This is a genomic window from Rhodanobacter ginsenosidimutans (assembly GCF_042655685.1).
In the GTDB taxonomy this organism is placed as follows: domain Bacteria; phylum Pseudomonadota; class Gammaproteobacteria; order Xanthomonadales; family Rhodanobacteraceae; genus Rhodanobacter; species Rhodanobacter ginsenosidimutans.
The window spans coordinates 999,168-1,024,252 of sequence record NZ_JBHSMM010000001.1; the positions used below are offsets into that span (position 1 = coordinate 999,168).

The 25,085-nt window shown below is 67.3% G+C and carries 22 protein-coding genes; 6 read left to right on the top strand and 16 right to left on the bottom strand.

Annotated elements, in window-relative coordinates; genetic code table 11:
• Positions 1 to 99 precede the first annotated feature (99 nt).
• Entirely contained in the window at positions 100 to 1,461 is a 1,362-nt protein-coding gene (gene creD, locus ACFPK0_RS04185; protein WP_377338608.1) for a cell envelope integrity protein CreD, read from the top strand.
• Positions 1,458 to 2,153, top strand: coding sequence for a tRNA (adenosine(37)-N6)-threonylcarbamoyltransferase complex dimerization subunit type 1 TsaB (tsaB, locus tag ACFPK0_RS04190; RefSeq protein ID WP_377338610.1), 696 nt, complete (start codon positions 1,458 to 1,460; stop codon positions 2,151 to 2,153). Before creD ends, tsaB begins: the two co-directional genes overlap by 4 nt.
• A gap of 8 nt (positions 2,154 to 2,161) precedes the next feature.
• Here tsaB and ACFPK0_RS04195 read toward each other — a convergent pair whose 3' ends face one another.
• Entirely contained in the window at positions 2,162 to 3,193 is a 1,032-nt protein-coding gene (locus ACFPK0_RS04195; protein ID WP_377338612.1) for a YeiH family protein, read from the bottom strand.
• An 87-nt stretch (positions 3,194 to 3,280) separates the two neighbouring features.
• On the opposite strand from ACFPK0_RS04195, the gene ACFPK0_RS04200 reads away from it, so the two are divergent.
• Together ACFPK0_RS04200 and ACFPK0_RS04205 are read left to right on the top strand one after the other, a co-directional pair.
• On the top strand, positions 3,281 to 4,165 hold the full coding sequence (locus ACFPK0_RS04200; RefSeq protein WP_056084002.1) for a LysR family transcriptional regulator: 885 nt from the start codon (positions 3,281 to 3,283) through the stop codon (positions 4,163 to 4,165).
• A gap of 439 nt (positions 4,166 to 4,604) precedes the next feature.
• Positions 4,605 to 10,160: a putative Ig domain-containing protein gene (locus tag ACFPK0_RS04205; protein WP_377338615.1), complete on the top strand. Its 5,556-nt coding sequence runs from the start codon at positions 4,605 to 4,607 to the stop codon at positions 10,158 to 10,160.
• A 176-nt stretch (positions 10,161 to 10,336) separates the two neighbouring features.
• Here ACFPK0_RS04205 and ptsP read toward each other — a convergent pair whose 3' ends face one another.
• The 12 genes from ptsP to ACFPK0_RS04265 all read right to left on the bottom strand — a co-directional run bounded on the left by ptsP (position 10,337) and on the right by ACFPK0_RS04265 (position 20,602).
• A complete protein-coding gene (gene ptsP / locus ACFPK0_RS04210) occupies positions 10,337 to 12,076 on the bottom strand; it encodes a phosphoenolpyruvate--protein phosphotransferase (RefSeq protein WP_056081604.1) in 1,740 nt (579 codons plus the stop codon).
• A gap of 144 nt (positions 12,077 to 12,220) precedes the next feature.
• Entirely contained in the window at positions 12,221 to 12,490 is a 270-nt protein-coding gene (locus tag ACFPK0_RS04215) for an HPr family phosphocarrier protein (RefSeq protein ID WP_056081601.1), read from the bottom strand.
• 8 nt (positions 12,491 to 12,498) lie between these two features.
• Positions 12,499 to 12,891, bottom strand: a complete 393-nt coding sequence (locus ACFPK0_RS04220; protein WP_007082602.1) for a PTS sugar transporter subunit IIA — start codon at positions 12,889 to 12,891, stop codon at positions 12,499 to 12,501.
• Between the two features lie 73 nt (positions 12,892 to 12,964).
• Complete coding sequence (gene rapZ, locus ACFPK0_RS04225) at positions 12,965 to 13,870, bottom strand: RNase adapter RapZ (RefSeq protein WP_056081598.1); 906 nt, start codon at positions 13,868 to 13,870, stop codon at positions 12,965 to 12,967.
• Between the two features lie 4 nt (positions 13,871 to 13,874).
• Positions 13,875 to 14,825 carry an HPr(Ser) kinase/phosphatase gene (hprK, locus tag ACFPK0_RS04230; protein ID WP_056605662.1) on the bottom strand — a complete coding sequence of 317 codons (951 nt, stop codon included), beginning with the start codon at positions 14,823 to 14,825 and terminating at the stop codon, positions 13,875 to 13,877.
• Positions 14,826 to 15,078: 253 nt separating this feature from the next.
• Positions 15,079 to 15,402, bottom strand: coding sequence for a ribosome hibernation-promoting factor, HPF/YfiA family (gene hpf, locus ACFPK0_RS04235; protein WP_056081593.1), 324 nt, complete (start codon positions 15,400 to 15,402; stop codon positions 15,079 to 15,081).
• Positions 15,403 to 15,540: 138 nt separating this feature from the next.
• Positions 15,541 to 17,001, bottom strand: a complete 1,461-nt coding sequence (locus ACFPK0_RS04240) for an RNA polymerase factor sigma-54 (protein ID WP_056081590.1) — start codon at positions 16,999 to 17,001, stop codon at positions 15,541 to 15,543.
• A gap of 101 nt (positions 17,002 to 17,102) precedes the next feature.
• Positions 17,103 to 17,822, bottom strand: coding sequence for an LPS export ABC transporter ATP-binding protein (gene lptB / locus ACFPK0_RS04245; protein WP_056081587.1), 720 nt, complete (start codon positions 17,820 to 17,822; stop codon positions 17,103 to 17,105).
• 3 nt (positions 17,823 to 17,825) lie between these two features.
• On the bottom strand, positions 17,826 to 18,449 hold the full coding sequence (gene lptA / locus ACFPK0_RS04250; protein WP_377338620.1) for a lipopolysaccharide transport periplasmic protein LptA: 624 nt from the start codon (positions 18,447 to 18,449) through the stop codon (positions 17,826 to 17,828).
• The gene (gene lptC / locus ACFPK0_RS04255) at positions 18,412 to 19,008 is read right to left on the bottom strand and encodes an LPS export ABC transporter periplasmic protein LptC (RefSeq protein WP_056081581.1); all 597 of its coding nucleotides are present in this window, start codon (positions 19,006 to 19,008) and stop codon (positions 18,412 to 18,414) included. Before lptC ends, lptA begins: the two co-directional genes overlap by 38 nt.
• Positions 19,005 to 19,553 (bottom strand): KdsC family phosphatase, encoded by a 549-nt coding sequence (locus tag ACFPK0_RS04260; RefSeq protein ID WP_056081578.1) that lies wholly within the window; start codon positions 19,551 to 19,553, stop codon positions 19,005 to 19,007. The genes lptC and ACFPK0_RS04260 overlap by 4 nt, the downstream gene beginning before the upstream one ends.
• Before the next feature lie 38 nt (positions 19,554 to 19,591).
• Positions 19,592 to 20,602, bottom strand: coding sequence for a KpsF/GutQ family sugar-phosphate isomerase (locus ACFPK0_RS04265; protein WP_056081574.1), 1,011 nt, complete (start codon positions 20,600 to 20,602; stop codon positions 19,592 to 19,594).
• A gap of 177 nt (positions 20,603 to 20,779) precedes the next feature.
• Between ACFPK0_RS04265 and ACFPK0_RS04270 the strand changes: the two genes are divergently transcribed.
• A complete protein-coding gene (locus ACFPK0_RS04270; RefSeq protein WP_056605653.1) occupies positions 20,780 to 21,016 on the top strand; it encodes a BolA family protein in 237 nt (78 codons plus the stop codon).
• A gap of 39 nt (positions 21,017 to 21,055) precedes the next feature.
• Positions 21,056 to 22,315 (top strand): UDP-N-acetylglucosamine 1-carboxyvinyltransferase, encoded by a 1,260-nt coding sequence (gene murA, locus ACFPK0_RS04275; protein WP_056081568.1) that lies wholly within the window; start codon positions 21,056 to 21,058, stop codon positions 22,313 to 22,315.
• A 120-nt stretch (positions 22,316 to 22,435) separates the two neighbouring features.
• Here the strand turns inward: murA and ACFPK0_RS04280 are convergent, their stop codons facing one another.
• Genes ACFPK0_RS04280 through purM form a run of 3 tightly spaced genes read right to left on the bottom strand, consistent with a single transcriptional unit; the run spans position 22,436 to position 25,023 of the window.
• On the bottom strand, positions 22,436 to 23,149 hold the full coding sequence (locus ACFPK0_RS04280; protein WP_056081566.1) for a DUF3108 domain-containing protein: 714 nt from the start codon (positions 23,147 to 23,149) through the stop codon (positions 22,436 to 22,438).
• 35 nt (positions 23,150 to 23,184) lie between these two features.
• Positions 23,185 to 23,853 (bottom strand): phosphoribosylglycinamide formyltransferase, encoded by a 669-nt coding sequence (gene purN / locus ACFPK0_RS04285; RefSeq protein ID WP_056607409.1) that lies wholly within the window; start codon positions 23,851 to 23,853, stop codon positions 23,185 to 23,187.
• A 54-nt stretch (positions 23,854 to 23,907) separates the two neighbouring features.
• On the bottom strand, positions 23,908 to 25,023 hold the full coding sequence (gene purM / locus ACFPK0_RS04290) for a phosphoribosylformylglycinamidine cyclo-ligase (RefSeq protein WP_377340242.1): 1,116 nt from the start codon (positions 25,021 to 25,023) through the stop codon (positions 23,908 to 23,910).
• Between the last annotated feature and the right edge of the window lie 62 nt (positions 25,024 to 25,085).

Consider the following 25,085-nt stretch of genomic DNA (forward strand, 5'->3'; position numbering starts at 1 on the left):
GCCATCGCCGCCTGTCCGCCCGCATTTCGCCCCTGTCTGCCCGCTGCGGCGCCGCCGGCGCTGTTGTGATGGACGCTCCGATCAGGGGAGTGCCGCGACATGGGCAAGTGGACACAGACCGTTACCGCCAAGGTGCTGGGCATCGGCGCGCTGGCGTTGCTGATGACGATACCGCTGCTGCAGGTGCGCGAGCTGGTGAGTGAGCGCCAGCAATTGCGCAGCGATGCAATCAGCCAGATCGCGCAGGGCTGGGGCGGCAAGCAGGTCATCGGCGGGCCGGTGCTGGTGGTGCCCACGCTGCGCCAGGTAGCGGTGGAAGGGCAACTGACACCGCGCTGGCAGACTGGCAGCGAAAGCGTGCTGGCCGATGCGCTGAAGCAGGACGTGGCGATGGTGGTGACCAGGCGCAGCTATGGCATCTACAGCGCGCCGGTGTTTGTGGCCACGGTGAAAATCGCGGCGCAGTTCCGCGCGCAGGACGTCGCCCAGTATCGCCACGCCGGCGATGCATCGTGGCAGGGTGGCAAAGCCGAGCTGCGATTGCCGATCGGTGACCTGCGCGGCCTGCAGGAAATTTCCGAACTGCGCGTCAACGGCCAGCCGGCGCGCTTCGAATCCTCGGCCGACCGACTGGGCCACTGGCCGACCGTGGTGGTGCCGATCGATCTGGACACGCTGGTCGACCAGCCGATCGACGTGCAGATCGTGCTGAAACTGGCCGGCACCGAAGCGCTGCAGCTGCTGCCGCTGGCGCGCAGCACCGACGTAACCATGCGTGCGCCGTGGAGCGATCCCGGTTTCATCGGTGCCGCGCTGCCGCTGGAACACAGCATCGATGCCGACGGTTTCAGCGCGCACTGGCATCTGCTCGATCTCAACCGCAGCTATGGCCAGCACTGGAGCGATGGCGATGCCGGAGTGAGAGACGCATTGCAGGCGTCGACTTTCGGCGTGCAGCTGTACCAGCCGGTCGACGTGTACCAGCGCAACGTGCGCGCGGGGAAATACGGCCTGCTGTTCATCGCGATGACTTTCGTGGCGTTCTTCCTGTTCGAGGTGCTCAAGCGCCTGCGCGTGCATCCGGTGCAGTACCTGCTGGTAGGTGCGGCACTGGCCACGTTCTACGTGGTGCTGCTGGCGCTGTCCGAACAGATCGGTTTCGGCCCGGCCTACGCGTTGGCCGCGTCCGCCGTGGTATTGATGGTGGGCGGCTATGCGATGGCGGTCCTGCGCGCGCGGCGTGCCGGCGCATTGCTGGGTGGCGTGCTGGGACTGATCTACGCGATGCTGTACGGGCTGATCGCGGCCGAACAATACGCGCTGCTGATCGGCGCGCTGGTGCTGCTGGCGACGGTGGCGCTGATGATGTACCTGACCCGCCGCATCGACTGGTACGCGAGCATTCCGACGGCGGCACCTGCGTCGGCCGAAGCGCCAGCCGCTATCATGGGCGGATCATGAACCTGCTCGCGATAGAAACCGCCACCGAAGCCTGTTCCGTTGCGTTGATCCACGGCCAGGAGCTGATCGCCCGCAGCGAGATCGCGCCGCGTCGCCACACCGAGCTGGTGCTGCCGATGGCCGACGCCCTGCTGGCCGAGGCCGGCATCGATCGCCATGCGCTGGATGCGATCGCCGTGGGCCGCGGCCCCGGCGCGTTCACCGGCGTGCGGCTGGGCGTGTCGCTGGCGCAAGGCATGGCGCTGGGGCTGGACCTGCCGGTGATCACCATTTCCTCGTTGGCTGCGCTGGCGCTGGAGGCGCCGGAAGAGGGCGAGGAGACGGCCATCCTGGCGGTCATCGATGCACGCATGGGCGAGATCTACGCGGCCAGCTATCGGCGCGACGGCCTCGGTGGCCTGATCGCGCTGGACGAGGAGCGCATCTGCACCGCCGATTCGCTGCAACTGCCCGCGGCATCCGCGTGGCAGGTGGTCGGCACCGGCTGGGCCACCTACGCCACCGAACTGAGCCAGCGCCTCACCGGCACCTTGCACTCGGCCGATGGCGTGCGTTATCCGCAGGCCGCGCATGTGGCCGAACTGGCGCTGGCGGAATTCAACGCCGGCCGCGCGCAGGCGCCCGAACTGGCCTTGCCCGTGTATCTGCGCGACAAGGTGGCGTTGACCCTGGTGGAGCAGGGCAAAGCCTGAGCCTGCCGCTATAGCTGGCGGGTAATCACCTGCACCAGCAGGCTGCTCGTCGCCACCGCAATCCACACGCCCAGGCCCAGCAGGATCGGGCGCGGGCCGCTGGCGATCATCCTGCGCAGGTTCGCCGACAGGCCGATGGCGGCAAGCGCCACCACGATCAGGAATTCCGCGGCCTGGTGCAGGTCGGGCTGGATCGCGGTGGGAACCAGCCCCGCCGTACGCAGCGCCGACGCCACCAGAAACCACAGGATGAACCAGGGAAAGATGCGCAGCAGGCTGAACTGGCTGGCCGTCCCGTCCAGCCGGCGCTGTCGCCGCGCACGGACGGCAGCCACCAGCGCCAGCAGCAGGCACACCGGGATGATCAGCGTGGCGCGGGTCAGCTTCACGATGGTGGCGTAGTCGCCTGCGGCCTTGCTGAAACTGTAGCCGGCGGCGACCACCGACGAGGTGTCGTTGATGGCGGTGCCGGCCCACAGGCCAAAGCCCAGGTCGCCCATGTGCATCAGGTGGCCGAGCAGCGGAAACAACAGCACGGCCACGATGTTGAACAGGAAAATGGTGGAGATCGCGTACGCCGTGTCGTGTTCATCCGGCTGGATGATCGGTGTCACCGCGGCGATCGCCGAGGCGCCGCAGATGGCCGTCCCCACGCCGACGAGGATCTTCAGTTTGTCGTGCACGCCGAGCCAGCGGCCCAGCAGCCACGCACTGAAGAAGGCCACGCTCAGGGTGACCACGGTGACCGAAAGCGAACGCATTCCGGTCGCCACCACCTGATCGAGACTCAGCCCGAAGCCGAGCGCGATGATCGACGCCTGCAGCACGGTGGTGCTGGCAAACGCGATGCCCGGGACAAACCGCGCGTCAGGCGCCAACACGCTGCGCACGAGCAAGCCCAGCACCATGCCGAACACCGGCCCGCCGATCAGCGGCAGGCAGCGACCCAGCAGCAGCGCAATCACGGCGACCGCCACCGCCAGCGCCAGGCCGGGCAGAACAGTGCGTGGATGCGTGGGTGCAAAAGCGGTGGCGTGCATGGGGATTCCGTGGGAACCCGTGCATTGTGGTCGCCGCCGGCGATCAACAAAATTTCGAATATTTGATGTGGCGTATAAGATGGAATGATGATCAACATCAGCCCGCGGCAACTCGAAGTCTTCGTGCAGGTGGCCTTGCACGGCAGCGTGCGCATTGCCGCCGAACGCCTGCACCTGACCCAGCCGGCCGCCAGCATGGCGTTGGCCGAAATGGAGCGACAGCTCGGCTCACCCGTATTCGCCCGCGAGCGCGGGCGCCTGCGCCTCAACACCCGCGGCCGCGAATTGTTGCCGCTGGCGCAGGAACTGCTGGAACGCCACGCCGACTTCGCGCGCCGCGGCGGCGAAGGCGTGGAGCTGAGTGGCGAGCTGCGCATCGGCGCCAGCAACAGCGTGGGCAATTATCGGGTGGGTGAACTGCTGGGCGATTTCGTGCGCGCTCACCCGCAGGTGGCCGTGCGCCTGCGCGTGGGCAACACCGCCACGATCGCCGCCGGCGTGATCGACCACAGCCTCGACGTGGGCTGCGTCGAGGGCCCGGTGACACATCCCTCGCTGGAGATACGCCCTTGGCGCGATGACCGGCTGGTTGTGTGCGCGCCGCCGGACCATCCGTTGGCGCGCAAGCGTGGATTGAAGCCCGCCGATTTCGTGGGCGCTCGCTGGGTGCTGCGCGAACCGGGCTCGGCCACCCGTGCCACCAGCGAGCGCGTGCTGTCGCAATTGCCGCCCGGCGAAACCGTGCTGGAGCTGGATCAGATCGAAGCGATCAAGCAGGCCGTGGCGGCGGGACTGGGCATCGCCTGCCTGCCCGAGGTGGCGCTGACCGACGCGCTGGCTACTGGCCGGCTGAAGGCGCTGAAAACCCCGTTCCTCGACCTGCGCCGCAAACTGTCGCTGTTGCTGCACAAGGAAAAATACCGCGGCGCCTTGCTGGATGCATTTCTGCGCGACGCCGCCACCGGTCGCTGAAGCACTCCCGCCGCTTTTTCGGGGGCGGCTTCTGTGGGAGCGACTTCAGTCGCGATGCTCCTGCTCTTTCGCCCCTCTCCCGCTTGCGGGAGAGGGGTTGGGGAGAGGGTACCGAACACCGAAGAAAAGCGTCGCGACTGAAGTCGCTCCTACAGGTCTCAGGCAGTGGCGTCGCTGATCTCGGCCATCGGTACCGCAGGCGCCGCGTTGACGACGAGGTGATGAGTCCCAGATCAACGTGTCCGTTGAAGCTGGGCCGGCTCAACCTGGCCTCGTTCCTGGCCGCGTTCTTGCGGATGGGAACGCAAGGGAGTGCTTCCGCATCTAAGTCTTCAGGGGCGTGGAGAAAGCCGTGGCTGAGGGTGGGCGTTGCTTACCCGGGAGAGCTGGCACGGCCCTGGGGGAAATGCGTGTTTTCAGAGCAGGGAGTCAGGGGATCATGTCCTATTGTTGGTCGTTGCAGCGCGTCGTGACGCGCCTTTCGTCGTTCATCCGCCGGCCACGTGCCTGGCTGCCGATGATCGCGCTGCTGGCGTTGCTGCCCGGGGTCGCCAGCGCCGCATGCGGTACTCTAAACGTCCCCGACTCGCATACGGTGCCAGCGACTTCGCCGATGGCGTCCGGTGACACGATCACCATTACCCTCGGCAATTTGTGCGACGATTTCGGCCTGAACCCGACCAGCGACGTCACACCGCCTCTGCACGGGACGGCGCTGGTATCGGATCCGCCCGCCGGCATCATCACCTATGCCAACAACGGTGACGGCGCGACCAGCGATTCCTTCGTGGTCAAGGATGCCAGCGGTATTCCCTTCACCGTCAACGTCGCGATCGGGCCCGCCGTCAGCCCGATCACGGTCTCGCCCGGCACACTGCCCATGCCGCACGTGGGCACGGCCTACAGCCAGACACTTACCGCCAATGGCGGCACCGCGCCCTACAGCTACGCCCTGGCCAGCGGCGTCCTGCCGCCGGGCCTGAGCCTGAGCGGCGCCACCATCAGCGGCACGCCGCGGCAGGCCGGCCCGTATTCGGTCTCCATCACCGTGACCGACAACGGCGGCACGACGGGCACCAAGTCCTACACACTCGATGTTCCCGACCCCACACCCGGGATCACCATCGCAGCACCAACCGCCGCCTTCCTGAACTCACCGTACAACCACATCCTGGTCGCCTCGGGTGCACTGGCGCCCTACACCTTCGTGCTCAACAGCGGCACCTTGCCACCGGGCCTGTCGTTGGCCAGCGACGGCACCCTGAGTGGCACGCCAAGCTCGGCAGGCACATTCAGCTTCGCCGTCGTGGCCACCGACAGCAGCCCCAACCTGGCCGGGCTGAATCCAGGCCCCTACTTCAAGGTAATCAACCTCAGCCTGACAGTGCAGAACGTGCCGCCAACCGCCGGGCCGGTCAGCACGACGGTGGCCTACAACAGCACCAACAACCCGATCACGCTGAACATCACCGGTGCACCGGCGACTTCCGTCGCCGTCGCCGCAGCTGCAGTGCACGGCACCGCCACGGCCAGCGGCACCTCGATCACCTACACGCCGACGCCTGGCTATGCCGGACCGGACAGCTTCACCTACACCGCCAGCAACAGTGCAGGCACCTCAAGCCCGGCCACCGTAACCGTCACGGTGTCGCCGCCGACGATCCTCTACACGCCGACCGTGCCACCGCACGCCGTCGCGGGCGCGGCCTATAGCCACTCCATCGCCAATGCCAGCGGCGGCACCGCACCCTATACCTATGCGGTGTCCTCCGGTGTGCCGCCGTCAGGCCTGGCCCTGGCCAGCGATGGCACCATCAGCGGTACGTCCACCGCCGTCGGTACGTTCACGTTCCAGGTCGTGGCAACAGACAACTCGGACGGCACCGGTCCATTCAGTTCGGCGCCGGCCAGCATCACGCTGACCGTCGACGCCCCGACCATCGCACTGGCACCGACTTCCGTGCCCAGTGGCACCGTCAATGCCGTGTACACCCCCCTGCCGATCATCGCGACGGGCGGCACGGCACCGTACACCTACACCGTGGCAGGCACGCTGCCCACCGGCGTCACGCTGTCGAGCAGCGGCGTGTTGAGCGGCACACCGACGCAGGCAGGCTCCTTCCCCATCACCATCACCGCAGCCGACTCCAGCACCGGTCCAGACGCTCCCTACAGTGGCTCGCGGGCGTATACGCTGACCATCATCGGCCCAACCATCAACGTGGCGCCAGCCAGCTTGCCCGGCGCAACCGTGGGTACGGCCTATACCCAGACGGTGTCGGCTTCGGGCGGCACCGCGCCTTACAGCTTTGCCGCCACGGGCAGCATCCCGCCCGGACTGAGCGTCAGCAGCAACGGCACGCTGTCCGGCACGCCGACCATTGCCGGCGACTTCACCTTCAGCATCGTCGCGACCGATGCGCAAAGCTTTACGGGCAACCGCACCTACGTGGTACACGTGGCGGCCATTGCGCCGGATGCGCCGACCATCGGCACCGCCACGGCGGGCGATGCCAGTGCCGTCGTGTCGTTCACCCCGCCGGCAAGCGATGGCGGCACCCCGATCACCGGCTACACCGTGACCTCCAGCCCCGGTGGCATCACCGCCAGTGGCGTGGGCAGCCCGATCACCGTAACCGGCCTGACCAACGGCACCACCTATACCTTCACCGTCACCGCCACCAACTCCGAGGGCACCGGCGCGGTGTCGGCGGCCTCCAACAGCGTGACCCCCAGGGGCGCGCAGACGATCACCTTCAACAACCCGGGAACGCAGAACTTCGGCACCACGCCGACCCTCACCGCCACGGCCACCTCCACCCTCGCGGTGACGTTCACCGCGTCCACTCCCGGCGTGTGCACGATCACCAGCGGCGGCACACTGACGTTCATCGCCGCCGGTACCTGCGTGATCGACGCCGACCAGCCGGGCAACGCTGCCTGGCTGCCCGCGGCGACCGTGACGCAGATCTTCTCCGTCGCTGCGGTCATGCCTGGCGTCCCGACGATCGGCACCGCAACGGCCGGCGACGCCAGTGCCACCGTGTCGTTTATTGCCCCGGCGAGCAGCGGCGGCGATGCGATCACCGGCTACACGGTGACCTCCAGCCCTGGCGCCATCACCGGCAGCGGCACGGCGAGCCCGATCACGGTGACCGGCCTGACCAACGGCACCACCTACACCTTCACCGTCACCGCGACCAACAGCGCCGGCCCCAGCGGCACGTCGGCGCCATCCAACAGCGTCACGCCACAAGGCATCCAGACGATCACCTTCAACAACCCCGGCGCAACGAACTTTGGCACCTCGCCGCAGTTGGTCGCCACCGCCACCTCCACCCTTGCGGTGGCATTCACTTCCACCACGACGGCGGTATGCACGGTGACTTCCACGGGCGTCCTGACCACCGTGTCGCCTGGCACCTGCCGCATCGACGCCAACCAGGCCGGCGACAGTGCCTGGCTGGCCGCACCGGCGGTGACGCAAGCGTTCGCCATCGTGGTGCCAGGTGGGGCGGTCGCGTTCACCACCGGCTCGCCCCTGCCGAACGCCACCGGTGGCGTGGCCTACAGCCAGACCATCGCGGCTGCCGGCGGCGCTACGCCGTACACCTTCACCCTGGTCAGTGGCACCCTGCCTACCGGCATGACGTTCAGCCCCTCGGGCGTGCTGGCGGGTACACCCCTGGCGGGCGGTACGTTCAACTTCACGCTGCGCGTCACCGACACGGCCACCCAGACTGCCGACCAGAGCTATCAGCTGGTCGTCGACGCGCCAGCCATCACCGTGGCGCCTGCGAGCCTGCCGGGCGGCACGGTCGGCCAAACCTATGCACAGAACCTGACCGCGAGTGGTGGCACGGCACCGTACACCTTTGCCGTGACCACAGGCGTGCTGCCCGCCGGCCTCACGCTGAACCCGGCGGGTGCGCTCTCCGGCACGCCGACCACAGCGGGCAGCTTCAACGCGACCGTCACCACGACCGACCAGCACGGCTTCCTCGGGACGCAGAACTACACCATCGTCATCGGTGAGCCCGCGCCAGTAGTGGTTGATGACAGCGCCAACGTGAGCGCCAATGGGACGGCCACGATTGCCGTGACCGGCAACGACAACGGCCCGATCACCGGCATCGCCGTCACCCAGCAGCCGGCACAGGGCACGGCGACTGTCGACGGGCTGAACATCGTCTACACGCCGGCCCACGGCTACTTCGGCGGCGACACGTTCAAGTACACCGCCACCGGCCCCGGGGGAACCTCGGCAGCGGCGACCGTCAGCGTCACGGTCGTTGGCGGTGCGACTCCGGTAGCCGCCGCGCAGAGCACCACGGTACTGGCCGGCCAATCGGTCACGATCCATGCGGCGGCCCATGCGGCCAACGGCCCGTTCACCGCCGCCACCGTGGTGAACGCGCCGACTTCAGGCACCGTGGCGGTGCAGGGCACCGACATCGTCTACACCGCCGACCCTGATGCCGCCGGCACCTTTGGTTTCGACTACACGCTGAGCAACGCCTTCGGCACCTCGGCACCGGCGCACGTCACACTGACGGTCAACCCGCGCCCGGTGGCGCCGGCACTGACGGCGACCGCCACTGCCGGCACCACGGTGCAGGTCGACCTGACGGCGGCAGCGCATGGCGGTCCGTTCACTGCGGCCAAGGTGGTGTCCGTTTCGCCGGTGAATGCGGGTACGGCCACCATCACCGCCACCGACGCCGGCCACTACACGCTGGCGTTTGCTGCGGATCCCGCCTTTGGTGGTGTAGCGCAGATCATCTACACCCTGAGCAACGCGTTCGCCACTTCCGCACCGGGCACGGTGGACGTGACCGTGCAACTGCGCAGCGATCCGTCGAAGGACGCCGAGGTCCTGGGTATGCTGGAAGCGCAGGCCGAAGCCACCCGCCGCTTGGCGATGGGCCAGATCGGCAACTTCCAGCGCCGCCTGGAAAGCCTGCACGGCGGCGGCAGCCACGGCGTCTTCACCAACGGCATCACCATGAACTCGGCCAGCAGCCAGCGGCATGTCGAGACGCCATTCGACGTCGGCATGCGGCAAGGGATGGGTAGCGCCGGCGAGCCATTCCTGGCGCCCACCGACGCCACGGTGACCGACCGTCCGGTCGCCAGCGGCCAGGAAGTGCCCACCGACGGCGTGGCCTTCTGGACCGGCGGCGCGGTGAATTTCGGCAAGCTGCAACCCGGCGCGAGCAGCAACGGCATCGACTTCACCACCTCGGGCCTGAGCCTGGGCGCGGACAAGCAGGTGACCGAGGCGCTCACATTGGGCGGAGGCATTGGCTACGGCCATGACGCCTCCGACGTCGGTCGGCACAGTCGCAGCACCGTGGACAGCTACAACGTCGCTGCCTACGGCAGCTATCGGTTCGGCGACTCGGCCTATGTGGATGCGCTGGCCGGTTACCAATGGCTGCAGTTCGACGCACGCCGTTTCGTCACCGACAACGGCAACACCGTGCGCGGCAGCCGCGATGGCAAGCAGTGGTTCGCCTCGCTCGCCGTGGGCTACCAATATCAGGCGGCCCGTCTGCTGCTCACGCCCTATGGCAGGCTGGACGCCGCCCACGCAACGCTCGACGGTTACACCGAGGCCGGTGATGCAGTGTTCGCGCTGAACTACCGGGGCCAAACCGTCAAGACCAGCACGGGCACCCTGGGCCTGCTGGCGCAATGGACGGTCAAGAGTGACTACGGCATGTGGGCACCGCAGCTGCGCGCGGAATTCGGTCACGACATGCAGGGTTCCGGCATCGCGACGATGCATTACGCCGACCTGCTGTCCGGCCCACTGTACCGCGCCACGCTGGCGCGCCAGGCCCGCAACCACACTTTGATGGGCGCTGGCATCACGCTGCAGACGCTGAAAGGCTGGACGTTGCGTGCTGAGTACCAGAATCAACTGGACAGCACGAGCCGCGACAATCAAAGCATCCTGCTGGGCGTGCAGAAGACGCTGTCGCCGCCGTGAGTCGTGTGGCCGACAGCGGTGCAACGCTGCCGGCCATGGACTTGCATTGTCCGAATAGGCGATGCGTTATCTCAAGGGGGGCAGTGAAGCCGAGAGGAGGTCGATGCCCTCTTCGGAAAGGGCGCACTGACCCCGCTGGAGTAGAAACTTCCCCTCTATCTTTTGTCCAACAGGTCTCAGGCAGTGGCGTCGCTGATCTCGGCCAGCAGGATGGCGACCTGCTCGTGCGTATGCGCGCGCAGCAGGCGCGGCGCGTGATGGCGCAGGGCGCTGCGATCCAGCGTGGCCAGGCGGTCGCGCACCAGCAGGATCTGGCCGGGGTGCATGCTGAATTCGCACAGTCCCAGTGCCAGCAGCAGGGCAGTGAAGTTCACGTCGCCGCCGATCTCGCCGCACAGGCTCACCGGTTTGCCGGCGCGCCGGCCAGCGCCGATCACGTGCGACAGCACCCGCAGCAGCGCGGGCTGCAGCGGGCTGTAGATGTTGTCCAGCGCGTCGTTGCCGCGATCGGCGGCGAGTACGTATTGCGCCAGATCGTTGGTGCCGATGGCCAGGAAGTCGGCGTGCTCGATCAGCGCGCGCACGTTGATCGCCGCGGCGGGCACTTCGATCATCGCGCCCAATGGAAGCTTTTCGGGCAGGTCGATGTTCTCGCGCTTCAGCTCCTGCCGCGCCAGCTTGAACAGTGTGCGTACCGCGATGAGTTCATCGGGCTGGGTCACCATCGGCACCAGCACGCGCACCGGGCCGTAGCAGGCCGCCCGCAGGATGGCGCGGATCTGGGTGGAGAACACCGCCGGATAGCGCAGCGACAGCCGCACGCCACGCACGCCCAGTGCGGGGTTTTCCTCGCCCTGCATCACCAGCCCGGCCGCGTCGGCCTTGTCGGCGCCCAGGTCGAGCGTGCGGATGGTGACGGGCAGGCCGCCCATGCCCAGCACCAGGTCACGATAGGCGATGAACTGCTCGTCCTCGGAGGGCAGATCCTTGTGCCGCAGGAACAGGAATTCGGTGCGGTAAAGCCCCACGCCATCGGCGCCGCGGGTGCGCGCCAGCGCTACGTCGGCGGGGCTTTCGGCATTGGCGAGCAGGCGGATGTCCAGACCGTCACGGGTGCGCGTGGGCGCGTTCGCCAGCAGGGCCAGGCGGCGGCCTTCGATGACCGCCTCGCGCTGCCAGGCGCGATAGCGGGCCAGGTCCTGCGCGGTGGGATGCACCACCGCTTCGCCGCGTTCGGCATCCAGCAGAAGCAGGTCGTCGTCGTGGATGTGCGACAGCGCGTCGCGCGTGCCCACCAGCATCGGCAGGCCCAGGCTGCGTGCCAGGATCGCGCTGTGCGAATACGCACTGCCGGAACTGGCGACCACGCCGAGCAGGCCATTGCCGGCCAGCTGCGCCATGTCGGCGGGCGCGATGGAGTCGGCAATGAGGATCTCGCCCACCCGCGCGGCCAGCTTGCGCTCCTCCGGGCTGGTCTGCCGCTGCAGCGCGGCGATCACCCGGTTGATGACCTGCTCGACGTCTTCCTTGCGGCTGCGCAGGTAGGGGTCGTCCATCGCCTCGAACATCGCCGACAGCTTCTCGCGCTGCTTTTTCAACGCGGCGCCGGCGCGGTAATGGCCCACACGTACCAGTTCGTCCAGCCCGCGCAACAGCTCCGCGTCATCCAGCAGCAGGCTGTGCGCGTCGATGAACTCGTTGACCTCGCGCGCCAGCGCGCCCTGCAACTTGCCGCGCAAGTCGCGCAACTCCTGCCGCGCCATGTCCAGCGCGCGATGCAGGTTCTCCAGCTCGCCTTCGATCTCCTCGTCGGCCAGCGGCCGGGTATCGACGGCGTAACGGCTGGGCTGCACCAGCCGCGCCCGCCCCAGCGCCATGCCGCGCGCCGCGATCGTGCCGGGGAGGAGGTGTCTCACTTGGCGCCTCTTGTGACGCCGGGAATGGGGAATGGGGAATGGGGAATCGGAAAAGCGGACAGCCGGGCTGTTGCGGCAAGCAGGGCGCTCGCGCGCACTCCGCTTTCCACCATTCCCGATTCCCTATTCCCGATTCCCCGCATCTCACGCCCCCTCGTCGAATTTGCGCTCGAACAGTTCGGCCACGGCGGCCAGTGCCGCCTCCTCGTCCGGGCCGTCGGCGCGGATGGTCAGCGGCGTGCCCATGCCGGCGGCCAGCATCATCACGCCCATGATGCTCTGCGCGTTGACCTCGCGGCCTCGGTTGACCAGCCATACGGTGGCTTTGAAGCCCTGGACCAGTTGTACCAGCTTGGCCGACGCGCGCGCGTGCAGGCCGAGCCGGTTCGATACCACGATGTCCTGTTCAAGCATAAATAGGGTTACGCATGATCGATGAAAATTCCTCCGCGGCCGCCGCTGGCCGCGATCTCGGCCAGTTCGTCCAGCGATTTGTCTGCATAGTTGAGTACGCGCAGCAGCATCGGCAGGTTGAGCCCCGACACGCAACGCAGATGGACGCCAAGCGCGCCCAGTGACAGGCCGATGTTGCACGGCGTGGCGCCATAGAGATCGGCCAGCACCAGCACACCATCGCCTTCGTCCAGCTCGCGTGCATGCCGCGCGGTAAGGGTGCGCATCACGTCCGGATCGGCCTGCGGCGGAATCTCCACCGCCATCACCCGCAGCGGCAGCTTCGGCATGACGTGGTGCGTGGCGGAAATCAGCGCATGGCCGACCGCCTCGTGGGTCATCAGCAGGACGCCGACGCTCATGCCCGCTGCCCCGCAAGCACGGTGAAGCCTTTATCGGAGGCCGGGGTGATGGCGTTTTGCCGGGACATCGTGATCAATCCAGCTCGCGATGGAAGGTCAACACGCCGTCGCGGCGATGACGGTAATGCGCCGCCAGTTTTTCCACCAGGTACACCGACCGATGGCGCCCGCCGGTGCAGCCGATGGAGATGGTGACGTAGCTGCGGTCGTCCTGCTCGAAGCGCGGCAACCATGCATCCAGCCAGCGCGCGGTGTCCGCGAAATACTCGCCCACCAGGGGTTCGGCTTCGAGGAATTCGCGCACCGGCGCGTCCTTGCCCGACAGTGGCCGCAGGTGCGGCTGCCAGTGCGGGTTGGGCAGGCAGCGCGCGTCGAACACGAAGTCGGAATCCAGCGGCAGGCCGCGCTTGAACGCGAACGACTGGAACATCAGGGTCAGGCCTTCGGTGGCCTGCGCATAGCCGGTGGCCACCAGGCGCCGCAGCTGGTGCACGTTCAGTTCGCTGGAGTCGATGACCTTTTCGGCGATCGCCATCAGCGGCCGCAGCAGGCGACGCTCCTCGGTGATCGCGTCACCCAGCGAACGCCCCCGCGATGCCAGCGGATGGCGGCGACGGGTTTCCGAGTAGCGCTTGATCAGCACCTCGTCGCGGCAATCGATGAAGATCAGGTGCACCTGCACGCCGGCGCCGGCCAGCTCGGACAGCACGTTCGGCATCTGCGCGAAATCGACGCCCCGGTTGCGCACGTCCACGCCCACCGCGATGCGCCGATGGTTGCCGCCCTTGCCCTGGATCACCGCGTTCACCAGCGGCGCCACCAGGGTGGTGGGCAGGTTGTCCACGCAGTAGAAATCCAGGTCTTCCAGCGCGCGCAGCGCTACCGTCTTGCCGCCGCCGGAAACGCCGGTGAGCACGATCAGGTGGATCTCGTGCGGGTCGACGAGAGGATTGAGCAGGGGAGTGTTTTCGTCGTTCATGGGTTCACCATGGGGGCAGTCGGTGCATCTGGTGCGCCTGGCGGTCGATGAAGGTCTGTGCCGGGTCGATGCCCTTGCTTTTCAGTGCGTGGTTGCGGACCGCCGCCTCGACCAGCACCGAGAGGTTGCGGCCCGAGGCCACGGGAATGGTGATCATCGGCACCGCGACGTCGAGGATGTCGCGATGGCCGATGTCGCCGGTGATGCGGGTCATGGCGTCCACTTCCTCGCCATCGCGCAGCGGCTTGAGGTGAACGATGAGGCGCAGATATTTGGACGTCTTTACGGCTGTATGGCCGAACATCTCGCGCACGTTAAGAACGCCCAGCCCGCGCACTTCCAGCAGGTCCTGCAGCAGCTCGGGGCAGGTGCCGTCGATCACGTCCGGCGCGATGAGGGTGAAGTCGGTGGCGTCGTCGGCCACCAGGCGGTGGCCACGGCTGATCAGTTCCAGCGCCAGCTCGCTCTTGCCCGAGCCGGCCTCGCCGGTGATCAGCACGCCAATGGAAAACACTTCCAGGAACACGCCGTGCAGGGTGGCCTTGGCCGCGAGCATGCGCGCCAGGTGGTATTGCAGGTAGGTCAGCAGTTCGTGGCCGCGCTTGGTGCTGCTCCACAACGGGGTGTTGGTTTCCTCGGCCACTTCGCGCAGGTCCGAAGGCACCGATTGGTCCTTGGTGACGATCAGCGCCACCGGCTGGTGCGCGGCGATCTTGTGGATCACCTCCCAGCGCTGGCGCGAATCCAGTGCATCAAGGAAATTCAGCTCCTCGGTGCCGATGATCTGGATCTTGTTCGGGTAGATGACGTTGAGGTAACCGACCAGCGACGGCCGTCGCGCCTGCGCCACGCCGGGCTCCAGGGCGCGCGATTCGCCACGCATGCCCGACACCCAGCGCAGAGCCATGCGCTCGTAGACGTTGTCGTAGAGTTGGCGCGCGCTGAGCCGATCCAAGCGTATGTCCCTCGCATTCCCGGCCGGGCGAGATGCCGCGTCGGTGAACGGACATTGTGCCAGCTTGGCGGAAACGGCGTCCGGACGGGATGGTTTCCTGGTGCCGATGAGGGCTTCGGCGTGCGCCCCTTTTCGGGGTGAACGGGTGGGGAGCCCGTTGCCTTGCATTGCCATGATGGAGGGCTGGGCTCGGCGGCAACGCGGTGAACTCCAGCCGCGTTGCCGCCGTTTGTTGCGGGTCAGCCGTCGAGGCTCAACCGTACTGGCGTTCCTCGCGCGCCTGGCGCTGATGCTTGTTGCTGACTTTCTGGCGATGTTTGCGCAACTGGTCGACCAGCTTGTCGAACAGCACGTCGATCGAGGCATACATGTCGGCCTCGGCAGCTTCCGCGTGCAAGGTGGCTCCGGTGGTGGTGAGGGTGCCCGAGGCACGCTGTTGCAGCTTGTCCACGGCCAGTACGACGGCCAGGCCGATCAGCTTCTCGTCGAGGCGGGTGAGACGGTCAATCTTGCCGTTGACGTGATCGCGCAAGGCCGGGGTGACTTCAATCTGCTGGCCGCTGAGTTGGAGTTGCATGGGTCGCCTCCTCTGGTGCAGTGCCGCGTTGCGCGGCGGGTGGACATGCCGCGTGGGGCCGGCATGTCTGATGAATCACACTCATGTAGTGGGGACGTTTCGGGCGCGGGCAAGTTCCCCCGCGAGCCTGTTGGTCAGCTAGCTGGCGCGCTGGCGTTCGCTGGAGCTGGGTATGCGCAAGCCCTCCCGGTATTTGGCCACGGTGCGGCGCGCTACCTGAATGCCGCGGCGTTGCAATTCTTCGGCAATGGCCTGGTCAGACAGCGGTTTGCGGCTGTCCTCGGCATCGATCAGCTTGCGCAGCATGGCCTGGATGGCGGTGGCCGAGGCGCTGCCGCCGTCCTCGGTGGATACGCCGCTGGAGAAAAAATATTTCAGCTCGAAGGTGCCGCGCGGCGTGTGCATGTATTTGCGCGTGGTGACCCGTGAAATGGTCGATTCGTGCATGCCCACTTCTTCGGCTACCTCGCGCAGCACCAGCGGGCGCATGGCTTCGGGGCCGTAGTCGAGGAAGGCGCTTTGCTGGCGCACGATGGCGTTGGCCACTTTCATCAACGTTTCGGCGCGCGACTCCAGGCTCTTGATCAGCCAGCGGGCCTCCTGCAACTGGCCGCGCATCCAGCTGGCGTCCTCGCCGCGAGCCTGCGCGATCAGGCCGCAGTAATGCTGGTTCAGCCCCAGCCGCGGCTGGGCGTCGGCGTTCAGGCTCACGCGCCAGTGGTTGCCGTCGCGCAGGGCGTAGACATCCGGCGCCACGTATTCCACTGGTGTGGTGTCCAGCGCGGCGCCGGGGCGCGGGTCCAGGCTGCGGATCAGCAAGGCCGCGCCGGCCACGTCTTCCTCGCTGGCACGCAGGTGGCGGGCCAGCTTGGCGATGTCGTTGCGTGCCAGCAATTCCAGCTCGCCGTCGATCAGCCGCAAGGCCAGGTCGCGGTGGGGTGTGTCCGGGTCGAACTGTTCCAGTTGCACCCGCAGGCAATCGCGCAGGTCCAGGCTGGCCACGCCGACCGGGTCGAAACCCTGCAGCAGGCGGCGCACCACCTCGATCTCCTCGATGCTGGCGTCGAGGCTGGCGGGCAGGGCCGCCAGCACGGCATCCAGCCCTTCGGCGAGGTAGCCGGCGGGGTTCAACGCGTCGATCAGCACGGTCGCGATGGCATGCTGGCGCGGGTTGAACGGGGACAGGTTGAGCTGCCACATCAGGTGTTGCTGCAAGGTTTCCGGCGCCGCGTTCTGCGGTTCGAAATCCTCATCCCCACGCGAGCCGGGTGAGCTGCTGACACTGCTGTTGCTGCTGGAGAAGTCGATCGGCGATTCCGCCGTGCCGCCGGTGTCGGCCCAGTCGTCGGCCGGATCGTTCACATCGTGTTCGACGCTGGCCGTATCGGCGACGCTTTCGGCGGCCGCGTAGTCGTCTTCGTCGTCCGCTGCTTCTTCCTCGGCCTCGTCGGCGAATTCCAGCAGCGGGTTGCCTTCGGCGATCTGTCGCAGTTCCGCTTCGAGTTCCAGCTGCGACAACTGCAGCAACCGGATCGCCTGCTGCAATTGCGGCGTGAGGGTCAGCTGCTGATGAAGGCGAAACTGTAATGCGGGTTTCATGCCAACTTGATCGAGTGAGCTCGCAACCATCCTAACCGGTCGCTGCCGAAGCGACCAGAGCGTGACGGTGGTGTTCCGACCCGGTCGGCCGAACGCGCCGCTCAGAGCCGGAATTCGCGCCCCAGGTAAACCTCGCGCACCTTTTCGTCGGCCAGGATGTGTGCGGGCGTGCCGCGCGACAGCACCTCGCCGTCGTTCAGGATGTACGCGCGATCGCAGATGCCCAGGGTTTCGCGCACGTTGTGGTCGGTGATCAGCACGCCGATACCACGTTCTTTCAGGTGACGCACGATGCGCTGGATTTCGCCCACCGAGATGGGGTCGACGCCGGCGAACGGTTCGTCCAGCAGCATGTAGCGCGGCTTGGCCGCCAGCGCCCGGGCGATTTCCACGCGCCGCCGCTCGCCACCGGACAGGCTGATGCCTTTCTGCCCGGCGATGTGGGCGATCTTCAATTCGTCGAGCAGGTTTTCCAGCTCGGTGCCGCGCTGGTTCGCATCCAGCCCGGCGCGCAGTTCCAGCACCGCCATGATGTTGTCCGCCACGCTGAGCCGGCGGAACACCGAGGCTTCCTGCGGCAGGTAGCCGATGCCCAGCTTGGCCCGCGCGTGCATGGGCAGACCGGTGATGTCCTGCTGGTCGAGCTTGATGCTGCCGGCATCGGCTTCGATCAGTCCAACCACCATGTAGAAACAGGTGGTCTTGCCGGCGCCGTTGGGGCCCAGCAGGCCCACGACCTCGCCTTCACGGATCGAAAAACCGAAATCGCGCACGACCTTGCGCGCGCGGAAACTCTTTTGCAGACCTTCGGCGGACAGCATCGGTTACGGCGTTCCCGGCGTGGCGCTGCTTTGCGCCGGAGCGGGCGCGGCGACCGTGCTGGCTGGCGCCGGTGCGGGTGCTGCGGGTTTGTCGGCGGGCGTGGTTGCGGCGCGGGCCTTGGGCTGGAAGGTCATGTGGACCATGCCGTCGCCGTTGCTTTCGCCGGTCATCTGGCTGGTTTGCGTGTTGTAGGTGAGGGTGTCGCCGCGCGCTTCGCCGCGCCCTTTCTGTTTCACCACGGCGTTGCCGGACAGCACGGCGTAATCCTTGGCGGCGTGGTAGTCGATGGTGGCCGCCTCGCCCTGCATCAGGTTGCCGTTGTCGTCGAGCTGTTCGAGGTGGGCGGGGTTGCCGGTGATGACGACGCGGTCGATCTGGCTTTCGCCATCGAAGTGGACCTTGGCCTCGGCGCCGGTGGCCTTGAGCGAGCCCTGGCGGATCACCACGCTGCCGGTCAGGGTGCTGACCGTGTTCGGCTTCTGGAAACCATCGAAGTGCTTGGCGTCGACCTGCATCGGTTGGTCGCGGTCGCTCTGTTTGGCGAAGGCTGGCGACAGCGCAAGCAGCCCCAGCACGAGCCAGGCGGCGCTAGCGCTTGCGCGGCGGGAACGTGGCGTGGACGTCATCGAGCAGCTCCAGGTGTTTGTCGTTGAGGTTGGCACGCATGCCAAGACCGGTGATTCTAGTGCCCCCTTGCACCATCTGCGCCGCTGCCGCCGTCTGCATGCGGTTGTCCTTGGGCCAGGCGGTGATGTCGGCGCTGCGCAGCTCGGTGGCGGGGGTGTCGTCGTAGGCGGCCCGGTGCATGTAGACGGGTCCCTGCAATTTCAGCATCGTGCCGCCCTTGTCGACCCAGCCGTACAGCGATTCGCCTTTCCAGTCCGGCACGCCGGGTTGGTTCGAGGGCAGGTCGAAGGTGGGCGAGTTGATGTACAGCGAATCGTCGCCTTCGCGCCGTTCGACGTGCGGCGCCGTCAGGTGGAAGGCGGCCAGGCCTTCGGTGTTGTATTTCGTGACGCGGGCATCGGTGAGCGTGTAGCCGGAACGCGGCGGGCCCACGAAGTCGTTGGTTTTCGGCGGCGGGCCCATCCACCACAGCAAGGTCTGGGCAAGCCCCGCAGCCAGCCCCAGCCCCACGATCGCCACCGGCAGGCGGCGGTCGCGCAGGTAGCGGCGGATATTCATTGCCAGCGCTCCCGCTCCGCGTCGGCCTTGCCCTGGGCCAGCAGGATCAGGTCGCACACTTCGCGCGCCGCACCCTCGCCGCCGCGGCGACTGGTTTGCCAGTGCGCCTGCGCAGCCAGCCAGGGATGCGCGTTGGCCACGGCCACCGCCAGCCCGGCCATGCGCATCGGGGCCAGATCGGGCAGGTCGTCGCCCACGAAGGCGGCCTGCGCCGGTGTCAGCTTCAGCGCTTCGAGCAGTTCGCGCAGGCAGGCGCGCTTGTCGCCCTGGCCCTGGTAGACGTGGGCGATGTCCAGCTCCTCGGCGCGCAGCGCCACGGGGTGGCTGATTCGCGCGGTGATGATGGCCACCTGCACGCCGTTGGCCTGCAGCCGCTTCAGGCCCAGTCCGTCATGCACGTGGAAGACCTTGGTTTCGCGGCCGTCCTCGCTGTAATGCAGGTGGCCATCGGTCAGGGTGCCGTCCACGTCGAACACCGCCAGCCGGATGGCGGCGGCGCGGGCGAGCAGGTCGGCGGGGAGGTGGGCGAGATAGCTGTCGGTCATGCGTGATGGGTGGTTGGCGAACGCGGTCGAAGACCCCATCAAACCACGCGGGCACGCAGCAGGTCATGAATATTCAGCGCGCCGACCACGCGCTGGTCGGCGTCGACCACCAACAGGGCGTGAATCTGGTGCTTTTCCATCAGTTGCGCCGCCTCGGCCGCCAGCTTCTCCGGGCCGATGGTCTTGGGGCCGCGGGTCATCAGTTCGGTGACGGTGGCACCGCGCAGGTCCACGCCCACGTCATCCAGCGCACGACGCAGGTCGCCGTCGGTGAACACGCCCAGCAGGCGGTCGTCGGCATCCACCACGGCGGTCATGCCCAGGTGCTTGCGGGTCATCTCGACCAGCGCGGTGGTGAGGCTGACGTCCGGCGCCACCCGAGGGATCTCCTCGCCGGTGTGCATCACGTCGCTGATCCGCAGCAGCAGACGACGCCCCAGGCTGCCGGCCGGGTGCGAGCGGGCGAAATCGTCCGAGGTGAACCCGCGCGCTTCCAGCAGGGCGATGGCCAGGGCGTCACCCAGCACCAGTGCCGCGGTGGTGCTGGTGGTGGGCGCCAGACCCAGCGGGCAGGCTTCGCAGCTGATGCTGCCGTCCAGGTGTACGTCGGCCTGCCGCGCCAGCGAGGAGCCGGGTTTGCCGGTGATCGCGATCAGCGGTATCCCCTCGCGTTTGAGCGTGGGCAGGATGAACAGCACCTCGTCGGTTTCGCCGGAATAGGACAGCGCCAGCACGATGTCCTGCGGCATGATCATGCCCAGGTCGCCGTGGCTGGCCTCGCCCGGGTGCACGTAGAACGACGGCGTGCCGGTGGAGGCCAGGGTGGCAGCGATCTTGCGCGCCACATGCCCGGATTTGCCCATGCCGGTCACCACCACGCGGCCGTGGCAGTTCAGGATCAGCCGGCACGCCTCCACGAAATCGGTGCCGATGCGCGGCTCCAGCGCGCCGATGGCCTCCGCCTCGGTCGCGATCACGGCCCGCGCATGGCGAATGATGGCGTCGGGCTGCAGCGCGACGGTGGCAGGCGGGGCGATGCGTGCGTTCATGGGAGCTCGAATAAGGGAGTCATCGTGGCGTATTGCCGGTCGGCCGGGCGACGAGACGGCTCATCGTCGTTTCTGCGACATGAAATTTCCACTATCATGGCCGATTCGCATTTTACAGTCATAAGCCGTTGGGCAGGGTCGAATCGCCCCGGTTATGTGCCATCAGTCGTGAAGTCCATGGATACTGACCGCATCAAATCGCTGATCGAAGCCGGGTTGCCGGGTGCGCGGGCCGAGGTCAGTGGCGCCGATGGCGTCCATTTCGAGGCCACCGTGGTTGCCGATCAATTCGCGGGCAAACTGCCGCTGGCCCGCCATCGGATGGTATACGCCACACTGGGTGAGCTGATGGGTGGGGAAATTCACGCACTGGCCCTGACAACGCTGACGTCCGAGGAAGCGGCGCGCCGCTGAAGTCGCCGCGCTTCCGATACATCTTTTCGAAGGACAACGATGGCCAAGATCCTGATCAGCGGTGGCACGCCGCTCCACGGCGACGTGGGCATTTCCGGTGCGAAAAACGCCGTGCTGCCCATCCTCGCCGCCTGCCTGCTGGCCGACGAGCCGGTGAGCGTGGGCAACGTGCCGCACCTGCACGACGTCACCACCTTCATCGAACTGCTGGGCCAGATGGGCGTGCAACTGGTGCTGGACGATCGCATGAAGATGCATATCGACCCGCGCACCACCAATACCTGCGTGGCGCCGTACGACCTGGTGCGCACCATGCGCGCCTCGATCCTGGTGCTGGGCCCGCTGGTGGCGCGCTTCGGCCAGGCCGAGGTGTCGCTGCCCGGTGGCTGCGCGATCGGTTCGCGGCCGGTGGATCAGCACATCCGCGGCCTGCGCGCGCTGGGCGCGGACATCAGTGTGGAAAACGGCTACATCAAGGCGCGCGCCAAGCGGCTCAAGGGCGCGCGCGTGCTGATGGACATGGTCACCGTCACCGGTACCGAGAACATCATGATGGCCGCCACCCTGGCCCAGGGCACCACGGTGATCGAGAACGCGGCGCAGGAGCCCGAGGTGGTCGACTTGGCGCATTGCCTGATCGCGATGGGCGCGCAGATCGAGGGCATCGGTTCCTCCACGCTGGTGATCCACGGCGTGGAGCGGCTGCACGGCACCGACTACCAGGTGCTGCCCGACCGCATCGAGACCGGCACCTTCCTGGTCGGCGCGGCCATCACCGGCGGCAAGGTACGGGCACGGCATGCGCGCGCCAACACGCTGGATGCGGTGCTGTCCAAGCTGGAAGAGGCCGGTGCGCACATTTCCACCGGCGACGACTGGATCGAGCTGGACATGGGCGGGCGGCGGCCGAAGGCGGTCAACATCAGCACCGCACCGTATCCCGCGTTCCCCACCGACATGCAGGCGCAGTTCACCGCGCTCAACTGCGTGGCCGAGGGTACCGGCGTGATTACCGAGACCGTGTTCGAGAACCGTTTCATGCACGCGCACGAGCTGCAGCGGCTGGGGGCGGACATCCACCTGGAAGGCAACACCGCGGTGATCAAGGGCGTCGGCCAGATGAGCGGTGCGCCGATCATGGCCACCGACCTGCGCGCCTCGGCCTGCCTGGTGCTGGCCGGCCTGGTGGCTCACGGCGACACCACCGTCGATCGCGTGTACCACATCGATCGCGGCTACGAGAACATCGAGGAGAAGCTCGGCACCCTGGGCGCGAAGATTCGCCGGCTGCCGAACTGAGCCAGCGGGTGCCGCGCCGGTCATTACCGGCGTTGTAGGAGCACACCCCGTGCGTGATGCTCTCGCCCGACGTGACGGAAAGCATCGCGCACAGGGTGCGCTCCTACAAAAGGCAACGCCTCAGTCGGCGCGGTAGCTCAGCAACTCCATCTCCACGTTGCCGCCATCGTGCTGCGACAGCTTCACCGGCAGCGGGTACTGGTCGGGCACGTACCAGGCGCTGAAGCCGCGATCGGCATCGGTGCGTTCGACCCGTTCGGCGTCGAAGCTGCCGGCCGGCACCTTGATGGTCTCCTTGCCGGTCACCTTGAAGTTCTGGGTTTCGACTTGCTGCTTGACGGCCACCGGCAACGCCAGGTTCTTGCTGCCATCACGCAGGGCCATGCCGATGGCCAGCGCCAGGGTGTTGCGCTCCACCATGCCGGGCGCGGCCGGGTAGGTGTTTGCGCCCTTGCCTTCGTCCACGCTGACCTGCTTTTTCGCCCAGTCCACCCGCAGGTGGCGTTGCTTGCTCTTGATCGCCGACGTCAGCTGGTAGTCGTAGCTGACCGCCTCCGGCGCGACACCTTTCCAGCGGAAACGCGAGCTTTCCTCAAGATTGGCCGCCAGCAGCGCTGCCATGCCGCCACTGCCTTTGATGCTCTTGCTGTAGACCCATTCGCCGTCGCCGGCCGGGCGCAAGGTGACCTTGGCGTCGCCCAGGGGCATGCCGCCCTGGGTGACGCGATAGGTGGCGGTAAAGGCCGTGGGCGTTTTGGCGGCAGCGGCCATGGCCGTGCTGCCGAACAGCAGCGCAGCGCCAACAAGCGGAACGAACAGGGAGCGGATGATCATCGGCCGAGTCTGCCGCGACCGGGCTGAACCGCGCGTCAAGGCAGGTGCAGGCCGTGCTCGCCCAGGGCCAGCGGGGTGCGCAGCGGCTGGCCATCCAGTTGCGCGCCGTCGTCGCTCCAGCGCAGGCGGCGGCTCGCCATCAGGCTCAGCACGGTGGGCAGCAGGCGGTGTTCCAGCGGCAGCAGCCGCTGCGCCAGCGTGTCTTCGTCGTCGTCGGGGTGGACGGTGATGCGGGCCTGGGCGATCAGCGGGCCGCCATCGAGTTCGGCGGTGACGTAATGCACGCTGGCGCCGTGCTCGCGGTCGCCAGCTTCCAGCGCGCGACGGTGCGTGTGCAGGCCGCGGTACTTGGGCAGCAGCGAGGGGTGGATGTTGATCACGCGGCCGATCCACGGCGCCAGCGCTTCGCCATCCAGCACCCGCATGAAGCCGGCCAGCACCAGTATGTCGGCGCCGCTGGCGGCGATGCGGGCCAGCAGGTCCAGGTCGAAGCTGCGCCGGTCCGGGTAGTTGCGCGGGCTCAGCGCCAGCGTGGCGATGCCCGCTGCTTTGGCCAGTTGCAAGGCATGCGCGCTGGCTTTGTCGCTGCCCACCAGCACGAAATCCACCGGCAGTTCGCCGCGGTCGCGCGCGGCCAGCAAGGCCGCCAGATTGCTGCCGCGACCGGAGGCGAGCACGGCGACCTTGAGCGGAGTCGCGCTCACCTGGGCTGCATCAGTGGCGTCGGTGGAAGAAAGCGTGGCGATCAACGTGGGTACTCAGCCGATCCGCACGCGCTCGTCGCCCGAAGCGGTTACCACTTCGCCGATCACCGCGCTGGCCAGACCGTGCGAGGCCAGCAGCGCCGAGGCCGCAGCCACCGCGTCCGCCGGCAAGATGACCGTGAAACCCACGCCGCAGTTGAACGTGCGCCACATTTCCTCGCGCGCCACGTTGCCCTCGCGCATCAGCCAATCGAACACCGGCGGCAAGGTCAACGCCGACGCTTGCAGCGCGATGCCCAGACCGTCCGGCACCACGCGGATGATGTTTTCCTTCAGCCCGCCGCCGGTGATGTGGGCCATGCCGTGCACCTGATCCGACTGCGCGCGCAGCAGTTCCAGCATCGGCTTCACGTAGATGGTGGTTGGCGCCATCAGCGCATCGGCCAGCTTCACGCCGCCGAGGTCCAGGTCCAACGGGTTGCCGGCGCGCTCCAGGATCTTGCGGATCAGCGAATAGCCGTTGGAATGCGGGCCGGACGAGGCCACGCCCAGGATCACGTCGCCGGCGACGATGCCGGCGCCGCTGAGCATTTGCGATTTTTCCACCGCGCCCACGGTGAAGCCGGCCAGGTCGTATTCGCCCGGTGGATACATGTCGGGCATTTCGGCCGTCTCGCCGCCGATCAGGGCGCAGCCGGCCAGTTCGCAGCCCTTGGCAATGCCGCCGACCACGGCCGCGGCGGTGTCCACGTCCAGCTTGCCGGTGGCGAAATAATCGAGGAAGAACAGCGGCTCGGCGCCCTGCACCAGCACATCGTTGACGCACATGCCGACCAGGTCGATGCCGATGGTGTCGTGGCGGCCGAGGATCTGCGCCAGCTTCAGCTTGGTGCCGACGCCGTCGGTGCCCGACACCAGCACGGGCTCCTTGTAGCGGCCGGAGAGGTCGAACAGGCCGCCGAAGCCGCCCAGCCCGCCCATCACTTCCGGGCGCTGCGTGCGCTTGACCAGTGGCTTGATGCGTTCGACCAGGGCATTGCCCGCGTCGATGTCGACGCCGGCGGCGCGGTAGGTGAGGGCGTCTGACATGGCGTAAACCGGCTGGATGAAACGCGCAAGTTTAGCAGTTATGTGGCGGCGGCTGGCCGTTGGCGGCGCGGACTTTTCCATATCCGCCATGGCTGTCATGGACGCTGGCAGCGCGATTGGGCAGACTTCCCGCAGTTGTCCGC

Excerpts from the sequence above, each read along its gene's own strand:
- creD (WP_377338608.1), top strand. The coding sequence starts at position 100 with ATGGGCAAGTGGACACAGACCGTTACCGCCAAGGTGCTGGGCATCGGC.
- tsaB (WP_377338610.1), top strand. The coding sequence starts at position 1,458 with ATGAACCTGCTCGCGATAGAAACCGCCACCGAAGCCTGTTCCGTTGCG.
- ACFPK0_RS04195 (WP_377338612.1), bottom strand. The coding sequence starts at position 3,193 with ATGCACGCCACCGCTTTTGCACCCACGCATCCACGCACTGTTCTGCCC.
- ACFPK0_RS04200 (WP_056084002.1), top strand. The coding sequence starts at position 3,281 with ATGATCAACATCAGCCCGCGGCAACTCGAAGTCTTCGTGCAGGTGGCC.
- ACFPK0_RS04205 (WP_377338615.1), top strand. The coding sequence starts at position 4,605 with ATGTCCTATTGTTGGTCGTTGCAGCGCGTCGTGACGCGCCTTTCGTCG.
- ACFPK0_RS04215 (WP_056081601.1), bottom strand. The coding sequence starts at position 12,490 with ATGCTTGAACAGGACATCGTGGTATCGAACCGGCTCGGCCTGCACGCG.
- ACFPK0_RS04220 (WP_007082602.1), bottom strand. The coding sequence starts at position 12,891 with ATGAGCGTCGGCGTCCTGCTGATGACCCACGAGGCGGTCGGCCATGCG.
- rapZ (WP_056081598.1), bottom strand. The coding sequence starts at position 13,870 with ATGAACGACGAAAACACTCCCCTGCTCAATCCTCTCGTCGACCCGCAC.
- hpf (WP_056081593.1), bottom strand. The coding sequence starts at position 15,402 with ATGCAACTCCAACTCAGCGGCCAGCAGATTGAAGTCACCCCGGCCTTG.
- ACFPK0_RS04240 (WP_056081590.1), bottom strand. The coding sequence starts at position 17,001 with ATGAAACCCGCATTACAGTTTCGCCTTCATCAGCAGCTGACCCTCACG.
- lptB (WP_056081587.1), bottom strand. The coding sequence starts at position 17,822 with ATGCTGTCCGCCGAAGGTCTGCAAAAGAGTTTCCGCGCGCGCAAGGTC.
- lptA (WP_377338620.1), bottom strand. The coding sequence starts at position 18,449 with ATGACGTCCACGCCACGTTCCCGCCGCGCAAGCGCTAGCGCCGCCTGG.
- lptC (WP_056081581.1), bottom strand. The coding sequence starts at position 19,008 with ATGAATATCCGCCGCTACCTGCGCGACCGCCGCCTGCCGGTGGCGATC.
- ACFPK0_RS04260 (WP_056081578.1), bottom strand. The coding sequence starts at position 19,553 with ATGACCGACAGCTATCTCGCCCACCTCCCCGCCGACCTGCTCGCCCGC.
- ACFPK0_RS04265 (WP_056081574.1), bottom strand. The coding sequence starts at position 20,602 with ATGAACGCACGCATCGCCCCGCCTGCCACCGTCGCGCTGCAGCCCGAC.
- ACFPK0_RS04270 (WP_056605653.1), top strand. The coding sequence starts at position 20,780 with ATGGATACTGACCGCATCAAATCGCTGATCGAAGCCGGGTTGCCGGGT.
- murA (WP_056081568.1), top strand. The coding sequence starts at position 21,056 with ATGGCCAAGATCCTGATCAGCGGTGGCACGCCGCTCCACGGCGACGTG.
- ACFPK0_RS04280 (WP_056081566.1), bottom strand. The coding sequence starts at position 23,149 with ATGATCATCCGCTCCCTGTTCGTTCCGCTTGTTGGCGCTGCGCTGCTG.
- purM (WP_377340242.1), bottom strand. The coding sequence starts at position 25,023 with ATGGAAAAGTCCGCGCCGCCAACGGCCAGCCGCCGCCACATAACTGCT.